The organism is Arenimonas oryziterrae DSM 21050 = YC6267 (assembly GCF_000420545.1).
Lineage (GTDB): Bacteria > Pseudomonadota > Gammaproteobacteria > Xanthomonadales > Xanthomonadaceae > Arenimonas > Arenimonas oryziterrae.
The window spans coordinates 351,367-370,335 of record NZ_ATVD01000003.1 but is presented as its reverse complement, the minus strand read 5'-3'; the positions used below and the strand labels follow the sequence as shown (position 1 = coordinate 370,335).

Genomic DNA, 18,969 nt, shown 5'->3' with positions numbered 1-18,969 from the left:
CCGCCTAGGCTTTGCTCTCGGCAGCACCGGCGGCACCGGCGGCGACTTTGCTGACCGCCTCGGGCGAAATCTTGGTGATCGTGTGGCGCAGCTCGCGCGACAGCACCAGCTTGGCATCTTTTTCCCAGGTGTTCAGGCGCTCATCGAAATCGAGCTTGCCGTTCGGGCACAGCCAGACCAGCTTGAGTTCGCGCAGCTTGCCGATGAAGCCGCGGAACAGCGACTTGTCGAAGAATTCCGGCGCCGCCGGCGCGTACAGCAACGACAGACGCTGCGCGGCGAGATGGCACAGCGTCTCCAGCTCGCCGGCCGACAGCGTGCGCGGGCCGTTCTTGACCAGGGTCGTGATCGCGATGAAATAGCGTTCGAAGGCCTGCTGCAGACTGTGCGCGACCGCGCGCAGACGGAATACCTCGTCGGTCTGGCCGGGGCCGCGCGCGATGTAACCGTCCTCGCCCTCGTTGACCTGCGACAGCAGACCCTCGGCGATGAACAGGTCGATCGTGGCGTTGAGGCGCTCGCTGAATTCGTCTTCGTTCCAGGGCAGGAACAGCTCTTCCTGGATGAACGGATAGATCGTCTTGCCCAGACGCAGCAGGCTGCTGCGTGACAGGCGGCGGTTGTTCTGGAAGCACAGCGCGATCCACGCCGCGGCGCTGAACAGGTGCAGCGAGTTGTTGCGGAAATAACTCTGCAACACCGCCGTCTCGCCCTCGACGCCGATGACGTCGCCGAGCGGATGCTTGCGCCGCGTGAGCACGCCGATCTTCTCGCCGTACACGATGATCTCTTCCGGCGACTTGGCGGTCACCGTCACGCGGTCGGAATACGGCAGCGCGGCCAGCAGTTTTTTCGACAGGGCCAGCTGCGCGAGCAGGTCGCTTTCGGCCATCGCGTGCTTGGGCGTGGACAGCAGCGCCAACGCCAGCAGGTTGATCGGATTGACGTCGGCCGCGCGGTTGATGTTGACCTGGATCTGGTGCGCCAGTTCGTCGACGGTGTCGTTGAACCAGGCCGGTTTGTCGTCGGTGTCGGCGGTTTCGCGCCAGTCGGGCGCGTTCTTGGCCAGCATCGCATCCATGAACACCGGCTCGCCGAAATTCACCGTGACCTTGCCGTAGTGCTCGCGCAGGATTTCGAACACGCCGCGGATCAAGGCCCAGATCGTTTCTTTCTGCTTGGGCTGGCCGGTGAGTTCGTCGAGGTAGCTTTTGCCCTCGATGACCTTTTCGTAACCGATGTACACGGGCTGGAACACCACCGGCCGGCGCGGCGCGCGCAGGAAGGCCTTGAGCGTCATCGCGATCATGCCGCCCTTGGGCGCCAGCAGACGGCCGGTGCGCGAGCGCCCGCCCTCGATGAAATACTCGATCGAAAAGCCTTCGCCGACCAGCTGCGCGACGTATTCGCCGAGCACGACCGCGTACAGGGCGTTGCCGCGGATGCTGCGACGGATGAAGAACGCGCCGCCGCGACGCAGGATCGAGCCGATCACCGGCATGTTGAGGTTGATACCGGCGACGATGTGCGGCGGCACGATGCCATGCGTGTACAGCAGGTAGCTGAGCAGCAGGTAGTCCATGTGGCTGCGGTGGCAGGGCACATAGACGACTTCGTGGCCGGGCGCGATCTGTTTGAGCTTGTCGAGGTGATGCACGTCGACGCCGTCGTAGATGCGGTTCCAGAAACCGGTCAGCGCGAACGAGGCCGATCGCACGACGGGATTGGAATAGTCGGCGGCGATTTCCCAGGCGAAGCCATGGGCTTTTTTCCAGGCTTCCAGATACTCGCTGCCGTCGCGTCGCGCCTGGTCGGCGATCGCCTTGCGCACGGGCTCGGCATCGAGCACGCGATCGACCAGCAGGCGCCGCGTCGACAGGTCCGGGCCGATGACGGCCGAGCGGATCTTGCGGAAATGCGCACGCAGCATGCGCGAGACCTTGCGCACGGTGCGCTCGTGCGGCAGGTCCTCGTCGAGGATCTCCCAGACGCGCACGCTCGGCGAAAACTGCACGACCGTGTCGCGACCGTTGAGCAGGATCGCGAGCAGGCGGCGGAAGCGGCCGACCAGTGCCCAGTTTTCCGAGAACAGCACCGAGAACCAACCCGACTGCCGCGACGGCGCACGTCCGACGAAGATCGATACCGGCACCACCTGCACGTCCTGGTCGGGATACAGGCGGTGGGCCATGAGCAGGCGCGACAGGCCGTCGCTGTGGTTCTTGTTCTTGGGCCGCGTCCACAGGCCGCCGCCACGTCGCGACAGGGCGACGTAGGCGCGTTTGCGTCCGAGCGGATCGCCCGGCAGCGTCGCCAGCGGTGACGGCAGGCCGGCTTCGCGACAGGCGCGGTCGAGGATCAGCGTGTTCGACAGGCCGTAGTTTTCCAGCACGTAGCAGACCGGCCGGTCGAGCGTGAACGGCGGCACCGCCGGTTCGCGCTTGATCTCGATCCAGGGCACCAGCAGTTTTTCGATGAGGCGCGCCCACAGCGGCGGACGCGCGCGTTTGCCCGCGGGCGCCGGCGGCGGCGTCGGGGCCGGGGGCGGCGGCAAGGGCAACGAGGGTTGTTCGGTCATGCGCGGACTCAGCGGACGGCGGTCGACAGCGGCTGCGACAGCTCGGCTTCGGCACTACGCACGGCGTCGGCGCTGTACCAACGGCCGTCGCGGCGGATCAACTGCATTTCGAAACTCACGGTTTTTCCCAGCAGGGGATAGGTGACCTGCATCGTGGCGAAATCGCCGTCGGCCGCGATGGTCTTGGCGCTGACGCCGGCCAGGGCCGCGTCGCCGTCGATGCCGTACACGCGGCCCATGTCTTTGAGGCCCTTGAGCAGGACGCCGCCTTTCTCCAAGGCCGGAATCATTTCCAGCTGACGGGTCTGTTCGAGCGTGTGCAGATCGAGCTCGCGTGCGGTCGCGCTGAGCACCACCATGGCCTGGCGCGCCCGCGCACGGTCGGTGAGCACCTGCGGCTGCAACCAGGCCATCACGGCACCGCCGACTTCGCTGGCGTGGGCCTTTTCCGAGTCGGTGAGCTTGGGATTGGCGTTGATGACGCCCTTGATGAAGATGCCGGCCGTGGTCTGCATCAGCGGCCATTGCGAGCCGATCTCGGCCTCGAGTTTCTTGAGCTTGGGATCGAGCGACTGATAGAGCTTGCCTTCGGCACCGGGCTCGGTGAGCCGGCCCATCCAGCGGGCGAATTCGGCGCGCTCCTTCTCGGTCGGCGGCGGCGCCACCGCGAGCTTGGCGTGCCAGCGCTCCTCCATCTGCTTGTGCAGGGCCGGCGGCACCGACAGGCGCGAGTAACGCACCAGGTCGTTGTCCTGGATCGCTTCGGCCAGGCCCTTGACCGCCGCGACCGGGTCGCCGGGCGCCACAACCTCGCGACGGCAGGCACCCAGGCCCAGGGCCAGGCAGGTCAGCAGCAGCAGGACGAACAGCCGGAAAGTCGGTCGGGGCATCACGAAGGGGTGCGGAGGCCGAAACGGGCCGTTGCAGGGATCGGAAGGGGAATCTAGCAGATCGGCCGTAAGGCCCTGTATGTGTCCGATCACGGTATGGCGATTGGCCGCGGCAAAAAAAAGGGGAGGCCGAGGCCTCCCGCAAATCCGGTGGAACCGGAGGACAGGTTGTCGTTGTGTGTTCGAAAACCAACCCCGACCGCGGCAGCTTAGGCCAGCCGCAAAGCTTATGCAATACCTGAAGTTTCCGTGTTCAACCTATTGTTTTTATTGACATCAGTAGCGAAGCGCGTCGATCTTGGCGCGCCGGCGCTCGCCCTCGGGCTGGGACCATTCGTTATTGAACAGGGCCGGCTCCCAGCTGCCGTAGCTGGGGTTGGGCAGCACGAACCAGCGCTCGCCGACCCAGCCCAGGTAGGGGCGCATGGCCTGCTCGCGACCTTCGGCATTGTTGGCCAGCACGGTGACCATGTCGCCGATCTGGTCGCCGAACTGCAGGATCACCCGGTGGCTGCGGCCGACCAGGCGGCGGCGGCAGCCCTTCTCCGAGCCGTTGTCCTCGCAGCCGTCCACGATCGTGCCCAGGCCCAGGAACTGGCTGTCGTCCTTGACCGGGAATCCGGCCTTGCGCAGGTTGGCCAGGGTCGCCGGGCCCAGGTCGGCAGCGCGGTTGGACACGTAGTAGATGGTCACGCCGCGCGCGGCGGCGGCGCGCGCGAATTCCAGGGCACCGGGCACGGGCTTGGCGGCTTCCTCGCGCACCCACTGCGCCCAGGTGAATTCGTCATAGCCCTTGCCGTCGCGGATCAGGCGCGCCTGGTAGGGCGAGTTGTCGAGCACGGTCTCGTCGACGTCGACGATGACCGCCGGCGGCAGGCCCGCGGCCGGCGTATCCCGGTCTTCCTTGGTCAGCGCGTCCCAGGTGGGCGTCTTCAGGCCGCGGTCGAGCTGGACCAGGCCGCTGCGGTAGGTCTGGCCGGTGAGCAGGCGAAATTCCACCGAGGTCTGCATCCAGGCCACGGCATTGAGATTGTCATGCGCGGCGGGCGCGCCTGCGCTGGTTGTACCGGTGCTCGCGACCGGCGCGCCCTCGGGCGTGCTGGTGGTGCGCGTGGGCAGCATTTCGCAGCCGGCCAGGGCCAGGGCGAGCAGGGAAAGCGGAAGCAGGCGGTGCAAGGTCATCGGGATTCCCCGGTCGAAATTGGAAAGCGGCATTGTCGCAGAGCCCTGCGACTTGTGTGATCGGTCGGATACCTGCTCGCACCCAGTGCCTCGGTGCTCCGCTCGCCGAAGACTGTCCGCTTGCCGAGATGTATCGTCCGGTGAATCTCGCTGTGGCTCCCGCACCCCCGACCCACCCGGAGTGATGGTGCCGGTTCGGGTCGGGCATCCTGCCCTTCACGAACCGTCGCAGGCCATCCTTGGCCTGCTCACATCATTCCGGGTGGGTCGGGGGTGCTCTGCGATGTTTTCGGAGCAGCGTGGAAAAGCTTTTTACCTTCGCAAAGTCTCTTCGCGATGTCAGAGCGCTCCCAGTGACGGTGGGATACCTGTGTGAGTCGGCCAGGGATGGCCGACGACGGTGAGTGGGTACAGGACGTACCCCCGAACCGGCACGCAGGTACCCGCCGGCGCTGGGGGCGCGGGTGCGAAAGCGAGATTTCCAAGCAACAAACATCGAAGCGAAGCCGCAAGTGCATCGCGATCAAGCCCGCTCCCAACCGAGCAGCATTGGTTCGAGCGGGTCACACGCGAGTCAGGAGTCGAACAGCGCCGCGATCGCGTCCATATGCGCGCGGCCGCGTTCCTTCTTCTGCACCGATTCGAGTTCGGGGTCGGCGCCGTCGCGCTGCAGATCGCCTGCCGGCAATTCGTCGATGAAGCGGCTGGGCAGCAGATGCTGGTGTTCGCCCCAGCGTTTGATCTCCGCGCTGTGCGACAGATACAGGCGTTCCTTCGCGCGCGTGATGCCGACGTACATCAGGCGCCGCTCTTCCTCGAGTCCGCCTTCGTCGATCGCGTGTTCGTGCGGCAGGTTGCCGTCCTCGCAGCCGACCACGAACACCGCGCGGAATTCCAGGCCCTTGGCCGCGTGCAAACTCATCAGGCGCACTTCGTTGCCCGGCTCGCCGCGATCGGCATGGCTGAGCAGGGCCAGCTGCGCGGCGAGTTCGCCCGGTCCGTTGCCTTTGACCGCTTCGAACCAGGAAGCGAGCTCATCGAGGTTTTCCTTGCGGCGCAGATAGCTCGCTTCGTCCTTGCATTGCGCGCGGATCGCCGCGAGCAGGCCCGATTGTTCGGCGAGCTGTTTGGTCAGTTCGGCCGGCGTCAGCGTCTCCGCCGCATCGCGCAGGCGATGCACGATGCGGGTGAATTCGTCCAGGCCGGCGGCCGCGCGCGGCGTGAGCTGTTTGAGCATCGCGATGTTTTCTGCCGCTTTCGACAGCGGCAGATGCGCCTGCTGCGCCATTTCGGCGAGCTTGGCCAGAGTGGTGCCGCCGACTTCGCGCTTGGGCGAGGTGATCGCGCGCAGGAAGGCCGCGTCGTCGTCGGGATTGGCCAGCACGCGCAGCCAGGACAGCGCGTCCTTGACCTCGCCGCGATCCAGGAACGCGGTGCCGCCGGTGAGGTGGTACGGGATGCGCAGCAGCTGCAGCGCCTTTTCCAGCACGCGCGACTGGTGGTTGCCGCGGAACAGGATCGCGAACTCGCCCCAGGGAATGTCCTTGGCCTGCTTGAGATAATGAATCTCGCCGGCGACGCGTTCGGCCTCGTGCTCGTTGTTGCGGCAGGCCCAGACGCGCACGTTTTCGCCGTCGCCGTGCTGGCTCCACAGCTGCTTGAGATGCGCGTGCGGATTCTTCGCGATCAGCGTGTTCGCACAGCGCAGGATGCGGCCCGAGCAACGGTAGTTCTGCTCGAGCTTGACGACTTTCAGGTTCGGATAATCGACCGCGAGCAGATCCAGGTTTTCCGGATTGGCGCCGCGCCAGGCGTAGATGCTCTGGTCGTCGTCGCCCACGCAGGTCATGTTGCCGCGCGCGCCGGCGAGCTGCTTGAGCAGGCGGTACTGCGCGCCGTTGGTGTCCTGGCATTCGTCGACGAGCAGATAGCGGATGCGCTCACGCCAGCCGGCGGCGAGATCGGGCTCGGCTTCGAGCAAGGTCAGCGGCAGCCGGATGAGATCGTCGAAGTCGACGGCGTTGAAGGCCTGCAGACGCTGCTGATATTTCGCGTACAAGGCGGCGGCCTCGCGCTCGCGCGCCGAACGCGCGGCCTCGAGCGCCTGCTCGGGCGACAGGGCTTCGTTCTTCGCGCGCGAGACCAAGCCGCGCATGCTTTCATACGCATCGTTTTTCAGGCCCGGACCCAGGAGGTCCTTGACGATGCCCATCTGGTCGTCGGTGTCGAAAATCGAGAAGCCGCGACGCAGCTTCGCGCGCTCGTGTTCAATCTGCAGGAACTTCAAACCCAGCGAATGGAAGGTCGAGATCGTCAGACCCTCGGCCTTGTCGCCCTTCACGCGCTTGGCCACGCGCTCGCGCATTTCCCGCGCGGCCTTGTTGGTGAAGGTGATCGCGGCGACGTGCTTGGCTTCGTGCCGGCCACTGCCAATCAGGTGCGCGATTTTCTCGGTGATCACGCGCGTCTTGCCGCTGCCCGCGCCAGCGAGCACGAGCAGGGGACCGTCGGTGTATTCGACGGCGAGTTTCTGGGGGGAATTGAGGCCGGACATGCGCGGCTAGTTTACTTCGGCGTCACCTTTTTTGCCGCCGCCTTCTTGCGCACCACTTTCTTATTGGGAAGCACCAGTTCCTCCTCCCCCGCCGCCTTCTCCAGCTTGGCGTACTGCTGCATGTTGTCGCGGCAGCGATGGATCAGGCGCAGGAATTCCGAACGGTCCGCCCGCGACATGCCGTTCTGCATGTCCTCGACCAGTTGTTCGGCGACGGTTTCGCAACGGCGGTTCTCGGCCAGCCCGCGCGCGGTCAGGAAGGCTCGCAGAATGCGCCCATGATCGGGGTCGGCTTCACGCACGAGCAGGCCATCGCGCTCGAGCCCGGTCAGGATCTGGTTCATTGTCTGCGGCGTCACCATCGCCCAGCGCGCGAGCTGCGCGCCGGACAGGCCCGGCGTTTCCTCGAGGAAGCACAGCGCGGCCGCGGCCGGATAGCTGATCTCGATACCGTCTGCGCGCAGACGGCTGCTCATGACGATGCGGCACAGGTGATCGAGCTGTTTGAGCGCGAGATTCAGGGGGTCGTTCTTGGCGGCGGGCTGGCTCATGGCTGGCGGGTTGCAATATCAGGGTACTGATAAGTTATCATGGCCCTGATAATACACGACGAGCATCCGCCGACATGGCTTTCCGACCCCTCTCCGCGACGGTCTTCGTCGCGTCCTGCCTGATCCTGGCCGCTTGCAGCAAGGATCCCGCGTCCGAAACCGAGGCCAGCGCGGCGCCCGCCGCCAGCCTCACCGTCACCCTGGCGCGTGCGCAACTGCGCGCGATCGACCGCACGGTGATCGCTTCCGGGCCGGTCACGGCCTGGGAAGAAATGCAGCTGGGCGTCGAACTCAGCGGCGTGCGCGTGACCGCCCTGCGCGTGGACGTCGGCCAGGCCGTGAAGAAGGGCCAGGTGTTGCTCGAGCTCGATCACCGCACGCTCGACAGCGACCTGCGCCAGGCGCAGGCCGCGCTCAACGAAGCCGATGCGGGCGTGAAGCTCGCCGAGGTCAATCTGTCGCGCGGCCAGGCGCTGGCGAAGAGCCAGCTGATCAGTGCCAGTGCGCTCGACGAACTGCGCGCCGCGCTCGTGCAGGCGCAGGCGCGCCAGGCGACCACGCGGGCGCAACGCGACGGCGTGCAACTGCGCCGCGATTTCGCCGACCTGCGCGCGCCCGATGACGGCGTGATTTCCAAACGTCTCGTGCAACCGGGCCAAGTAGTCGCGGCCGGCAGCGAATTGTTGCGCCTGATCCGCCAGGGCCGTCTGGAATGGCGTGCGGAGCTCGCCGAAGCGGAACTCGCGCGCGTGCAGACCGGTGCGAAAGTGATTCTGACCGGCGCCGACGGCAGGCCGGTGGAAGGTCGCGTGCGTGCGGTCTCGCCGGGCTTGGATGCGAGCACGCGCACCGGCACGATGTACGCCGATCTGCCCGCCCCCGGCGCGCTCAAAGCCGGCGCCTTCGTCGAAGGCCGCATCGTCACCAGCGCCGCGCAGGCGCTGATGGTGCCCGCGGCGGCGATCGTGCAGCGCGATGGTTACGCCTACGTATTCAGCGTCGACGCACAGGGCATCGCACATCGCCTGCGCGTGCGCACCGGTGCGGCCAGCGGCGGCGACATCGAGGTCGTCGAAGGTCTGAAGGCCGGCGATGCCGTCGTCGACCGGGGCGCCGGCTTCCTCGGCGACGGCGATCGCGTGCACGTGGTCACCGACGCCGCGGCGGCGGGTCCGACGCCATGAATTTTTCCGCCTGGGCGATCAACCGGCCGCTGCCGGCGCTGATGCTGTTCTTCGTGTTGTGCGTGGCCGGCCTGTGGGGTTTCCACAAGCTGCCGGTATCGCGCTTCCCGGATATTTCCTTCCCGATGGTCACGGTCACCGTGCCGCTGCCGGGCGCGTCGCCCAGTCAGCTGGAGACCGAAGTCACGCGCAAGGTCGAGGACTCGGTCGCGACGATCCCCGGCATCAAGCGGGTGATGTCCGGCGTCAACGACGGCGTCAGCACGACGACGATCGAGTTCACCCTCGATACCGATCTGGCGACGGCGCTTGACGATACCCGCGACGCGATCACGCGCATCCGCGCCGATCTGCCGCAGGACATCCAGGAGCCGATCGTCGCCAAGATCAATGTCGGCGGCTCGCTGATGACGTATGCGGTCGCATCGAAATCGCTGCGCACCGACGAGCTGAGCTGGTTCGTCGATCGCGAAGTGAGCAAGGCGCTGTACGGCGTGCCGGGCGTCGCCCTGGTCACGCGCTCGGGCGGCATCGATCGCCAGGTGCGCGTCGACCTCGATCCGCAGGCCCTGCAGGCTTACGGCGTGACCGCCGGGCAGGTGTCGCAGCAGCTCGCGCGTATCCAGGCCGAACGGCCCAGCGGCAAAGCCGAAGTCGACGGCGCGCAGCAGATGATCCGCACCGTCGGCACGATCGCCGACGCGAACGCTCTGCGCGATTTTTCCATCAGCCTGCCCGACGGCCGCGGCGTGCGCCTCTCGGCGCTCGCCAACATCGTCGACGGCGCGGCGGATCCCAGCCAGGTCGCCCTGCTCGACGGCCAGCCGGTCGTCGCGTTCTCGCTCTCGCGCACGCGCGGGTCGAGCGAAATCGACGTCGCCAAACGCGTGCGCGCCGTACTCGCCGACCTTGAGGCGGCCAATCCCGCGGTGCGTTTCCAGTTGGTGACCTCCACGGTCGAGGAAGCGCAACGCAGTTTCGATTCTTCGATGACGATGCTGTGGGAAGGCGCGGCACTCGCCCTGCTGGTCGTGTGGCTGTTCCTGCGCGACTGGCGTGCGACCTGGGTGTCGGCCGTCGCGCTGCCGCTGTCGATCATTCCGACGTTTGCGGTCATGTACTGGTTCGGCTTCAGCCTCAACCTCATCACGCTGCTGGCGCTGTCGGTCGTGGTCGGCATCCTGGTCGACGACGCGATCGTCGAGATCGAGAACATCGTGCGCCATCTGCGCATGGGCAAGTCGCCGTTGGAAGCGGCGCGCGAAGCCGCCGACGAGATCGGCACCGCCGTCATCGCGACCTCACTGACGCTCGCCGCCGTGTTCGTGCCCGTCGCCTTCATGCCCGGCATCGCCGGCAAGTTCTTCCGCGAATTCGGCTGGACGGCTGCCACCGCGGTGCTGTTCTCGCTGCTGGTCGCGCGCCTGCTGACGCCGATGATGGCGGCGTACCAGCTCAAGGCGCATCCGATCGACGAGCGCGAATCGCGACTGATGACCTGGTACCTGGGCTGGGTCGATGCGGCCCTGCGCCATCGCGCGCTCACGCTATGGATCGCCACCGGTCTGTTCGTTGCGTCGTTGGCGATCGTGCCCTTCATTCCCGCGACCTTCATTCCGTTCACCGATCTGGGTCGCAGCAATCTCAGCCTGGAATTGCCGCCCGGCACGCGCCTGACCGACACGGTCGCACTCGCGGAACAGGCGCGCGCCAAACTCGGTGCGATCAAGGAACTCCAGCAGACCTACACGACGGTCGGCAGCGTGCTCGACATCGGTGATCCGACCAAGACCGGCATCGGTGAAGTGCGCAAGGCCACGCTCGTGCTCGACTGGGGTACCCCCGATACCCGCGAGCGCAGCCAGAAGGATCTCGAGCGTGATGCGCGCGCGCGCCTGGCCGACCTGCCCGGGGCGCGCGTGAGCTACATCAGTTCCGAACCGGGCGAACTGATGCAGCTCGTGCTCGCCGGTGACGACCCGCAACGTCTGCTCGACGCCGCGCAGCTGTTGGAACGCGACCTGCGCACGCTCAAGGGCCTGGGCAGCATCACATCCTCGGCGTCCTTGCTGCGTCCGGAAATCGTCATCACGCCCGACCCGGCGCGTGCCGCGGATCTGGGCGTGGCAACCAGCGACATCGCCGAGGCCGCGCGCATCGCGACCACGGGCGATTTCACCCAGCGTCTGGCCAAACTCAACCTGCCCGAACGCCAGGTGCCGATCCGCGTGGGCTTCGACGAAGCCACGCTCGCCGATCCGGCGCTGATCGGCAACCTGCGCGTGCCGGGCAAAAACGGCAGCGTGCCTTTGTCGGCGGTCGCGGACATCCGCGCCGGCAGTGGCCCCTCGCAGATCTCGCGCTACCAGCGGCAGCGCAACATCACCTTCACCGCTGAACTCAATGGTCGGCCGCTGGGCGATGTCATGAACGAAGTGCAGCAGCTGCCGAGCGTGAAAAAACTGCCAGCCGGCGTGAGCTTCCTCAACACCGGCGATGCGGAAGTGTTCGTCGAGCTGTTCGTCGGCTTCCTGCTGGCGATGGCCGCCGGTCTGATCTGCATCTACATGGTGCTCCTGCTGCTGTTCAACCACGCGCTGCAGCCGTTGACGATCCTGACCGCGGTGCCGCTGTGCGCGGGAGGCGCGTTCGGTGCGTTGCTGCTCACGCAGAACGCGCTGTCGTTGCCGGCACTGATCGGCCTGCTGATGCTGATCGGCATCGCGACGAAGAACTCGATCCTGCTTGTCGACTATGCCGTCATGGCCGAAGACGAGGGCCATCTGAGCCAGCACGACGCGCTGATCGACGCCTGCCGCAAGCGTGCGCAGCCGGTGGTCATGACCACGTTGGCGATGGGCGCGGGCATGTTGCCGATCGCGCTGGGTTTCTCGGGTGATTCGAGCTTCCGCGCGCCGATGGCGATCGCTGTCATTGGCGGCCTGATTACTTCGACGCTGCTGAGCCTGATCGTGATCCCGGCCGCGTTCACCGTGCTCGATGATCTGGGCGAGTGGGTGAAGCGGCGCGCGAGCCGAAAAGCGCCCTCGGCCTGAGTCGGCTCAGCGCGCGAGCGGTCGTTCGGCCGGCACGCGATGGCGGTCGAACCAGGCCGCCCACGGCGGCAGCAGATACACGGCGAGCGCGGACAGGGCCAGCGTATGCGCATCCGGCGGCAGCGGACCGAAACTCGCGGCCGCGTAACTCACCAGCACGAGCGCCAGCCAGCCCAGGAACGGATACAACCCGCTGCGATCGCCCGGCAGGGTCGCGCGCAGGTACAACACGACGCCGACGGCAAACATCAGGCCCTCGACCATCAGCGTGCGCGGTATCGAATTCCACAAGCCCAGGCCGATCAGCGGCGAATCCCCGGGCCACAAGGGCAGATCCGGCCGGTGCGAAATCGCATCCAGAAACCAGTGACTGAGCACGAGCAGGCCTATCACCCACGCACCGCGCCGATCCTTTTTCCACACACCGAACGCCAGCGCCGCCAACAGGGCCCAGCCCGCCGCGCCGACGAGGCTGTGCGTGATCGGATAGTCCGTAAACGCCAATGGCGTGAACGCGGTATTGCCGGGCGCGATCTCGACGTGTTCCCAGCCGGCCAAGAGAAAAATCGGCCACAGCAGGTCAATGAACAAGGTCGCCGCCATCAGCCAGCCGAGCGAGACGCGCGGCACCAGCGGTTTGGCGGCGAAAGCGAGGGCGAGGTGGCCGATGAACATCGCGAGCTCCTCGACGCGGCGGCATCCGGTGCCGCCAACATACGCTCGCGCAACAAGCGCGTAAACGCCGCCGAGGTCAGCTGCGCAGCCCGACGCCCTTGGTCAGCAGGCGCAGGCCGAGCCAGGTCAGCGCCGCGACGAAGCCGAGCATCACCGCATACGCGGCCCACAACGGCAGGTCGATCGCCTTTTCGCCGAGCAGGCCGTAACGGAACGCGTTGACCATGTAGAAGATCGGGTTCGCGTGCGTTGCGGCCTCGGCCCACGGCGGCAGCACGTGCACCGAATAGAACACGCCGCCGAGGTAAGTCAGCGGCGTGAGGATGAAGGTCGGGATCAAGGCGATATCGTCAAACTTCTTCGCGTACACCGCATTGACGAACCCGGCCAGCGAGAAGATCGTCGCGCCCAGCAGCACGGTGCTGAAGGTCACCAGCGGATGCGGCACGCGCACATGCGTGAAGAACATCGCGATGATCAGCACGATGGCACCGACCATGAGCCCGCGCAGCACGCCGCCGGCGACATAGCCGCCGAGGATCACCCAGTTGGGCATCGGCGAGACCAGCAGTTCCTCGACATGACGACCGAACTTCGCGCCGAAGAACGAGGAGCTGATGTTGCCGTAGGCATTCTGGATGACCGCCATCATGACCAGGCCGGGCACGATGAAGTCCATGTAGCTGAAGCCGCCCATCTGGCCGATGCGCGAGCCGATCAGGGTGCCGAAGATCAGGAAGTACAGCGTCATCGTGATCGCCGGCGGCACCAGGGTCTGCGCCCAGATGCGCAGGATGCGCGAGACCTCGCGACGGGCGATCGTGCCCAGGGCGACCAGGTTGGGATTGCTCATGCGCCCGCTCCGGCCGTGATCGGATTCTTGTTGTTGTCGCCGGTCAGGCGTACGAAAAGTTCTTCGAGACGATTGCTCTGCGTGCGCATCGAACGCACGCGGATGCCGGCCGCATCGAGCGCGGCGAACACGCCGTTGAGGTCGCGGCTGCGCGGCATTTCCAGCTGGATCGTGTGATCGTCGCTGGCTTCGAGCTTGATGCCCTCGAGCTGCGGCAGCACACCGGGTAGCTGGCCGTCGATGTCGAGCACGAAGCCTTCGACGTCGAGCTTGGACAGCAGCATCTTCATCGGGCCCTGCTCGATGATCTGGCCGCGGTCGATGATCGCGAGATTTCGGCACAGGCTTTCGGCTTCTTCCAGGTAGTGCGTGGTCAGGATCACCGTGGTGCCGGCCGCGTTCACTTCCTTGAGCGTCTTCCACATGCCGCGACGGATCTCGATGTCGACGCCGGCGGTCGGTTCGTCGAGGATCAGCAGACGCGGCTTGGTCATCATCGCGCGCGCGATCATCAGGCGGCGCTTCATGCCGCCCGAGAGCGTGCGGCTCATCACCCGCGCCTTGCCCCACAGTTGCGCGGCCTTGAGCTCTTCCTCGGCGCGCACCAGTGCCTGCGCGCGCGGCATGCCGTAGAAGCCGGCGTAGTTGACCAGGATGTCGAACGGCGTTTCGAACATGTTGAAATTGATTTCCTGCGGCACCAGGCCAAGCAGGCGCATCGCGGCCGAACGCTCTTTGGCGATGTCGACGCCGAACACCTTCACGCTGCCCGCGCTGGCGTTGACCAGGGAGCTGACCACGCCGATCAGGGTCGATTTGCCGGCGCCGTTCGGGCCGAGCAGGGCGAAGAAGTCGCCGGGATTGACGGACAGCGAGACCGATTTGAGGGCCTCGACGCCATTGTCATAAGTCTTGCGCAGCTCGGTGATTTCCAGCGCGGGGGCGGACATGCAGGTGGGGCTCCATCGGTCCGGTGTGGCGCGAAACGCGGCACAAACCCGGGGGCGACCTTTATTATATGGCCTTCCCTTTCCCGGCCGGCCCCGTTCGCGGGCGCCGACCCTCCTGGAGTGTCCGTGGCCCTTCCCTTCCCGCTCCGGCTCATTGGCAGCCGCATGCTCGCGCCCAGCGTGCGCCATCTGGTGTTCGCGCGCGACGACGGCCAGCCGCTGGATTTCAATCCCGGGCAGTTCATCCAGGTGCATTTCAACTATCCCGACGGCACCGCGACCAAGCGCAGCTACTCGCTGGCGACGGTGCACGATCACGCCCTCGGGCCCGGCGAGGCGGTCGAGATCGCCGTGAGCTACGTGCCCGGCGGCGCAGCAACTGCCTTGTTCACCGCGCTCGACGAAGGCCAGCAGATCCAGGCGAGCGGGCCGTATGGCCGGTTCTGCCTCATGCCCAACGACGCCAACAAGCGCTATCTGCTCATCGGGACCGGCACGGGTGTCACGCCCTACCGCGCGATGCTGCCGCAGCTCGAGGCGCTCATGCGCGACCGCGGCGTCGAAGTCGTGCTGCTGTTCGGCGCGCGCACGCCCGAAGAACTGATTTACGGCGAGGACTTCCGCACTTTCGCCGACCGTCACGCGAACTTCCGCTTCGTGCCGTGCTTCTCGCGCGAACTCCCGGAGAACGCCCATCCCGACGTGCGCCGTGGCTATGTGCAGGACGCGTTGGCCGAATTCGCCCCGCAGGCCGAGGGCGACATCGCCTACCTGTGCGGCAATCCGAACATGGTCGACGCCGCCTTCGAGGCGCTCAAGGGCCATGGCCTGCCGATCCCGCACATCCGCCGGGAAAAATACGTCAGCAGCAAATAGCCGCGGGTCCGACCGGACCCGACCCCCCTTTGTCACATGGCGTCCGCCCACGCGTCTGTCATCGTGAGCGGGCAATTACGGGAGATCGCGATGTTGAACAAGAAGAACTTGCGCTGGCTGGGACTGATCGTCGTCCTGGTGGTGCTGGCCTGGAACCGTTGGCATCCGCAGGCGGCGAACAAGACCGAGGCCCGTACGAGCGCGGCGACGGTCGCGCCCGCGGTCCCGCGCCGGTTGGGACGGCTCGAATTCTCGCCCTGCACGCTGGCGCCGGATTTCGGCACGCAGAGCGTGGAAGCGCAATGCGCGAGCCTGCAGGTGCCCGAAGACCATGCCAAACCCGCCGGCCGCAAGATCACGCTGGCGATCGCCTGGCTGCCTGCGCGCGGCGAAGCCGAACCCGATCCGATGTTCATGATCGCCGGCGGTCCGGGCCAGTCCGCGCTTGAATCGTATCCGGGCATCGCGCCGGCCTTCGCCGAGGTCAATCGCAAGCGCGACATCGTGCTGGTCGACCAGCGCGGCACCGGCGGTTCGAACAAGCTCTCCTGCCGCAACAGCGCCGGCAAGAACGCCGACATGGAGGAAGGCGACGATCTCGCCGGCGCGCGCGCGTTCGCCGCGCGTTGCGTGACCGAACTGTCGAAGAAGGCCGATCTGCGCCTGTACACCACGACCGATGCGATCCAGGATCTCGACGCCGTGCGCCAGGCGATCGGCGCCGAGAAGATCAACCTCATGGGCGTGTCCTACGGCACGCGCGTCGCCCAGCAATACGGCAAGCGCTACCCACAGCACACCCGCACGATCACCATCGACGGCATCGCGCCGAACACGCTGGTGTTCGGCAACGAATTTGCCCGCAACCTCGAAGATTCGCTGGGCCTGCAGTTCGCGCGCTGCCGCCAGGACAAAACCTGCACGGCCAAGCTCGGCGATCCGCGCGCGCGTCTGGACACGCTGATGGCGACGCTCGCGAAAGCGCCGCCGCAGGTCACCTTCCGCGACGCGATCACCGGCGAAGTCAAAACGCGCACGCTGACCCCCGACCATGTCGCCAACCTCGCGCGCATGTTCGCGTATTCGCCGCAGGCCGCCGGGTTGTTGCCGTTGGTCCTCAACGAAGCCGTGCAAGGGCGTTACGAGCCGTTGATGGCGCTGTCGACGCTGATCACCGGCACCGTCGGCGACCAGATCATGACCGGTATGCAGTTGTCGGTGATCTGCACCGAAGACGCGCCGGAACTGCGCGCTGATCCCGCCGATGCGGCCCGTCTGCTTGGCAAGGACCTGGTCGTGGTGCTGGCCGAACAGTGCGCCGTCTGGCCGCATGGCCAGCGTCCGGCGGATTTCCGCGCACCGCTGACCGGCAAGGGCCCGGTGCTGATCCTGTCGGGCGAATTCGATCCGGTCACACCGCCGCGCTACGGCGACGAAGTGCTCAAGAATCTGGTCAACGGCCGCCATCTGGTCGTGCGTGGTCAGGGCCACAACGTGCTGCCGATCGGCTGCATGCCCAAGCTGTTTGCGCGCTTCGTCGAAACCGCCGACGCCAAGGCGCTCGATGCGCACTGCCTGGACAAGGTCGCCTACGCACAACCCTTCGTCGGCTTCTATGGATGGGATCCATGAGCGCCGCGCACCGCCCCGTTTCGAACCCCCTACTCGCGAGGTTCCCGTCATGATCGAAGCCCTCGATCTGCATAAATCCTTCCAGACCAAGACCGGTCTGGTCAAAGCCGTGCAAGGCGTGAGCTTTCGCGCCAACGACGGCGAGATCACCGGCCTGCTCGGCCCCAACGGCGCCGGCAAGACCACGACGCTGCGCATGCTCTACACCCTGATGTCGCCGGACGCAGGCCGCGTCGAAGTCGATGCCTTCGATGCCGTACGCGATGCCGAAGCCGTGCGTCGCCGCCTGGGCGTGCTGCCCGACGCGCGCGGCGTCTACAAACGTCTGACCGCGCGCGAGAACATCGCGTATTTCGGCCGCCTGCACGGCATGAGCGATGCCGACATCGCCCGCCGGACGCGCGAACTGTCCGAAGCGCTGGGCATGGAAGATGTACTCGATCGCCAGGCCGAAGGCTTCTCGCAAGGCCAACGCACCAAGACCGCGATCGCGCGGGCGCTGGTGCACGATCCCAAGAACGTCATTCTCGACGAGCCCACCAACGGCCTCGACGTGATGACCACGCGCGGATTGCGCGACTTCCTGCGCCAGCTGCGCGCCGAAGGTCGCTGCGTGATTTTCTCCAGCCACATCATGCAAGAGGTCGCTGCGCTGTGCGATCGCATCGTGGTGATCGCCAACGGCCGCGTCATGGCCGCCGGCACACCCGACGAGCTGCGCGCTCAAACCGGCGAGGCCAATCTCGAAGAGGCCTTTGTCAAAGCCATCGGTTCGGAAGAAGGACTGCACGCATGAGCCCGCTGTTCACCGTGATGGTCAAGGAATTGACCGACCTGTTCCGCGATCGCCGCACCCTGATGGTGTCGCTGCTCATGGGCCCGCTGCTGGCGCCGGCGCTGATCCTCGGCATCGGCTACCTGGCCAGCAATCGCATCAGCACGCAGTTGGAGAAGCCGCTGGAGCTGCCCGTGGTCGGTGCGCAGAATGCGCCGAACCTGGTCGCCTGGCTCGAGGGCCAGAACATCGTGATCAAGCCCGCGCCCGCCGATCCGGATGCGGCGATCCGCAGCCAGGCCGAGGATGTGATCCTGCGTATCGATGGCAAGTTCGGCGAGCAATGGCGGGGCAGTTTGCCCGCGAGCGTGGAGATCATCCACGACACCTCGCGCCAGGATGCCGACATTCCCGTGCGTCGCGTGGAGGCCTTGCTGGAAACCTACGGGCAGGGCATCGGCGCCTTGCGCCTGATCGCGCGTGGTGTCAGTCCGACCACGGCACAGCCGCTGCGCGTGAGCCATCGCGACATGGCGACGCCGGAAAGTCGCGTCGGCCAGGCACTCGCGTTCCTGCCCTACATGCTGATTCTCAGCGGCTTCCTCGGCGGCGCGGCCCTGGTCATCGACGTCACCGCAGGCGAACGCGAACGGCAATCGCTGGAACCGCTGCTGGCAACGCCGGCGTCGCGCGCGACGATCATGAGCGGCAAGATCCTCGCCGCGACCGCGATCGGGCTGCTGAGCCTGGTGCTGACCCTGATCATGTTCAAGCTCAGCTTCCTGCTCTCGCCGGGCCTCGGCATCAAGCTCGACGTGTCGCTGTGGGCGATCGTGCGCATCCTCGTCGTGCTGGTGCCGATCGTGCTCGTGGGCACCTGTTTGCTCACGCTGATCGCCGCCGGCGCCAAGTCGGTCAAGGAAGCGCAGAGCTACATGAGTCTGCTGATCCTGCTGCCGATGCTGCCGACCATCATCCTGATGGTGAACCCGGTGAAGAATCAGCTGTGGATGCTGGCGACGCCGTTCCTCGCGCAGAATCAGATGATCCTCAAGCTCGTGCGCGGCGAACTGATCAGCCCGATGGAATGGGGGGTGTACCTGGCGGCGGGCTTCGGCCTCGGCCTGGTGTTGTGGTTGCTGGCTGCGCGTCGCTACCACGACGAGAGACTCGCGATCTCGGCATAACCGACGCGATTGACGCGGAAAAAAAA

General features: G+C 66.3%; 14 protein-coding genes. 6 read left to right on the top strand and 8 right to left on the bottom strand.

Annotated features, from left to right (window positions below; genetic code table 11):
- Positions 1-4: 4 nt before the first annotated feature.
- From plsB to G467_RS17545, 5 genes are all read right to left on the bottom strand, one after another.
- Positions 5-2,578 (bottom strand): glycerol-3-phosphate 1-O-acyltransferase PlsB, encoded by a 2,574-nt coding sequence (plsB, locus tag G467_RS16305; protein ID WP_022969612.1) that lies wholly within the window; start codon positions 2,576-2,578, stop codon positions 5-7.
- Positions 2,579-2,586: 8 nt separating this feature from the next.
- The gene (locus G467_RS0110050) at positions 2,587-3,468 is read right to left on the bottom strand and encodes a hypothetical protein (RefSeq protein WP_022969611.1); all 882 of its coding nucleotides are present in this window, start codon (positions 3,466-3,468) and stop codon (positions 2,587-2,589) included.
- Positions 3,469-3,744: 276 nt separating this feature from the next.
- Positions 3,745-4,650 (bottom strand): 5'-nucleotidase, lipoprotein e(P4) family, encoded by a 906-nt coding sequence (locus G467_RS0110045; RefSeq protein WP_022969610.1) that lies wholly within the window; start codon positions 4,648-4,650, stop codon positions 3,745-3,747.
- A gap of 574 nt (positions 4,651-5,224) precedes the next feature.
- Entirely contained in the window at positions 5,225-7,204 is a 1,980-nt protein-coding gene (locus tag G467_RS0110040) for a UvrD-helicase domain-containing protein (protein ID WP_022969609.1), read from the bottom strand.
- Between the two features lie 11 nt (positions 7,205-7,215).
- Positions 7,216-7,755 carry a MarR family winged helix-turn-helix transcriptional regulator gene (locus G467_RS17545; RefSeq protein ID WP_022969608.1) on the bottom strand — a complete coding sequence of 180 codons (540 nt, stop codon included), beginning with the start codon at positions 7,753-7,755 and terminating at the stop codon, positions 7,216-7,218.
- A gap of 74 nt (positions 7,756-7,829) precedes the next feature.
- Between G467_RS17545 and G467_RS16295 the strand changes: the two genes are divergently transcribed.
- On the top strand, positions 7,830-8,939 hold the full coding sequence (locus tag G467_RS16295; RefSeq protein WP_022969607.1) for an efflux RND transporter periplasmic adaptor subunit: 1,110 nt from the start codon (positions 7,830-7,832) through the stop codon (positions 8,937-8,939).
- A complete protein-coding gene (locus tag G467_RS0110025; protein ID WP_022969606.1) occupies positions 8,936-11,995 on the top strand; it encodes an efflux RND transporter permease subunit in 3,060 nt (1,019 codons plus the stop codon). The genes G467_RS16295 and G467_RS0110025 overlap by 4 nt, the downstream gene beginning before the upstream one ends.
- 6 nt (positions 11,996-12,001) lie before the next feature.
- Here G467_RS0110025 and G467_RS0110020 read toward each other — a convergent pair whose 3' ends face one another.
- The 3 genes from G467_RS0110020 to G467_RS0110010 all read right to left on the bottom strand — a co-directional run bounded on the left by G467_RS0110020 (position 12,002) and on the right by G467_RS0110010 (position 14,473).
- On the bottom strand, positions 12,002-12,670 hold the full coding sequence (locus G467_RS0110020) for a hypothetical protein (RefSeq protein WP_022969605.1): 669 nt from the start codon (positions 12,668-12,670) through the stop codon (positions 12,002-12,004).
- Positions 12,671-12,746: 76 nt separating this feature from the next.
- On the bottom strand, positions 12,747-13,523 hold the full coding sequence (locus G467_RS0110015) for an ABC transporter permease (protein ID WP_022969604.1): 777 nt from the start codon (positions 13,521-13,523) through the stop codon (positions 12,747-12,749).
- On the bottom strand, positions 13,520-14,473 hold the full coding sequence (locus tag G467_RS0110010; RefSeq protein WP_022969603.1) for an ABC transporter ATP-binding protein: 954 nt from the start codon (positions 14,471-14,473) through the stop codon (positions 13,520-13,522). Before G467_RS0110010 ends, G467_RS0110015 begins: the two co-directional genes overlap by 4 nt.
- A 126-nt stretch (positions 14,474-14,599) precedes the next feature.
- Here G467_RS0110010 and G467_RS0110005 point away from each other — a divergent pair, with 126 nt between their 5' ends.
- The 4 genes from G467_RS0110005 to G467_RS0109990 all read left to right on the top strand — a co-directional run bounded on the left by G467_RS0110005 (position 14,600) and on the right by G467_RS0109990 (position 18,943).
- Positions 14,600-15,349 carry an FAD-binding oxidoreductase gene (locus tag G467_RS0110005; RefSeq protein ID WP_022969602.1) on the top strand — a complete coding sequence of 250 codons (750 nt, stop codon included), beginning with the start codon at positions 14,600-14,602 and terminating at the stop codon, positions 15,347-15,349.
- Between the two features lie 90 nt (positions 15,350-15,439).
- Positions 15,440-16,981 (top strand): alpha/beta hydrolase, encoded by a 1,542-nt coding sequence (locus G467_RS16290; RefSeq protein ID WP_022969601.1) that lies wholly within the window; start codon positions 15,440-15,442, stop codon positions 16,979-16,981.
- A gap of 49 nt (positions 16,982-17,030) precedes the next feature.
- A complete protein-coding gene (locus G467_RS0109995; protein ID WP_022969600.1) occupies positions 17,031-17,777 on the top strand; it encodes an ABC transporter ATP-binding protein in 747 nt (248 codons plus the stop codon).
- Entirely contained in the window at positions 17,774-18,943 is a 1,170-nt protein-coding gene (locus tag G467_RS0109990) for an ABC transporter permease (protein WP_022969599.1), read from the top strand. The genes G467_RS0109995 and G467_RS0109990 overlap by 4 nt, the downstream gene beginning before the upstream one ends.
- The last annotated feature ends 26 nt before the right edge of the window (positions 18,944-18,969 follow it).

What these genes read in the sequence shown, in the direction of transcription:
- plsB (WP_022969612.1), bottom strand. Translation starts at nt 2,578, where the DNA reads ATGACCGAACAACCCTCGTTGCCCTTGCCGCCGCCCCCGGCCCCGACG.
- G467_RS0110050 (WP_022969611.1), bottom strand. Translation starts at nt 3,468, where the DNA reads ATGCCCCGACCGACTTTCCGGCTGTTCGTCCTGCTGCTGCTGACCTGC.
- G467_RS0110045 (WP_022969610.1), bottom strand. Translation starts at nt 4,650, where the DNA reads ATGACCTTGCACCGCCTGCTTCCGCTTTCCCTGCTCGCCCTGGCCCTG.
- G467_RS0110040 (WP_022969609.1), bottom strand. Translation starts at nt 7,204, where the DNA reads ATGTCCGGCCTCAATTCCCCCCAGAAACTCGCCGTCGAATACACCGAC.
- G467_RS17545 (WP_022969608.1), bottom strand. Translation starts at nt 7,755, where the DNA reads ATGAGCCAGCCCGCCGCCAAGAACGACCCCCTGAATCTCGCGCTCAAA.
- G467_RS16295 (WP_022969607.1), top strand. Translation starts at nt 7,830, where the DNA reads ATGGCTTTCCGACCCCTCTCCGCGACGGTCTTCGTCGCGTCCTGCCTG.
- G467_RS0110025 (WP_022969606.1), top strand. Translation starts at nt 8,936, where the DNA reads ATGAATTTTTCCGCCTGGGCGATCAACCGGCCGCTGCCGGCGCTGATG.
- G467_RS0110020 (WP_022969605.1), bottom strand. Translation starts at nt 12,670, where the DNA reads ATGTTCATCGGCCACCTCGCCCTCGCTTTCGCCGCCAAACCGCTGGTG.
- G467_RS0110015 (WP_022969604.1), bottom strand. Translation starts at nt 13,523, where the DNA reads ATGAGCAATCCCAACCTGGTCGCCCTGGGCACGATCGCCCGTCGCGAG.
- G467_RS0110010 (WP_022969603.1), bottom strand. Translation starts at nt 14,473, where the DNA reads ATGTCCGCCCCCGCGCTGGAAATCACCGAGCTGCGCAAGACTTATGAC.
- G467_RS16290 (WP_022969601.1), top strand. Translation starts at nt 15,440, where the DNA reads ATGTTGAACAAGAAGAACTTGCGCTGGCTGGGACTGATCGTCGTCCTG.
- G467_RS0109995 (WP_022969600.1), top strand. Translation starts at nt 17,031, where the DNA reads ATGATCGAAGCCCTCGATCTGCATAAATCCTTCCAGACCAAGACCGGT.
- G467_RS0109990 (WP_022969599.1), top strand. Translation starts at nt 17,774, where the DNA reads ATGAGCCCGCTGTTCACCGTGATGGTCAAGGAATTGACCGACCTGTTC.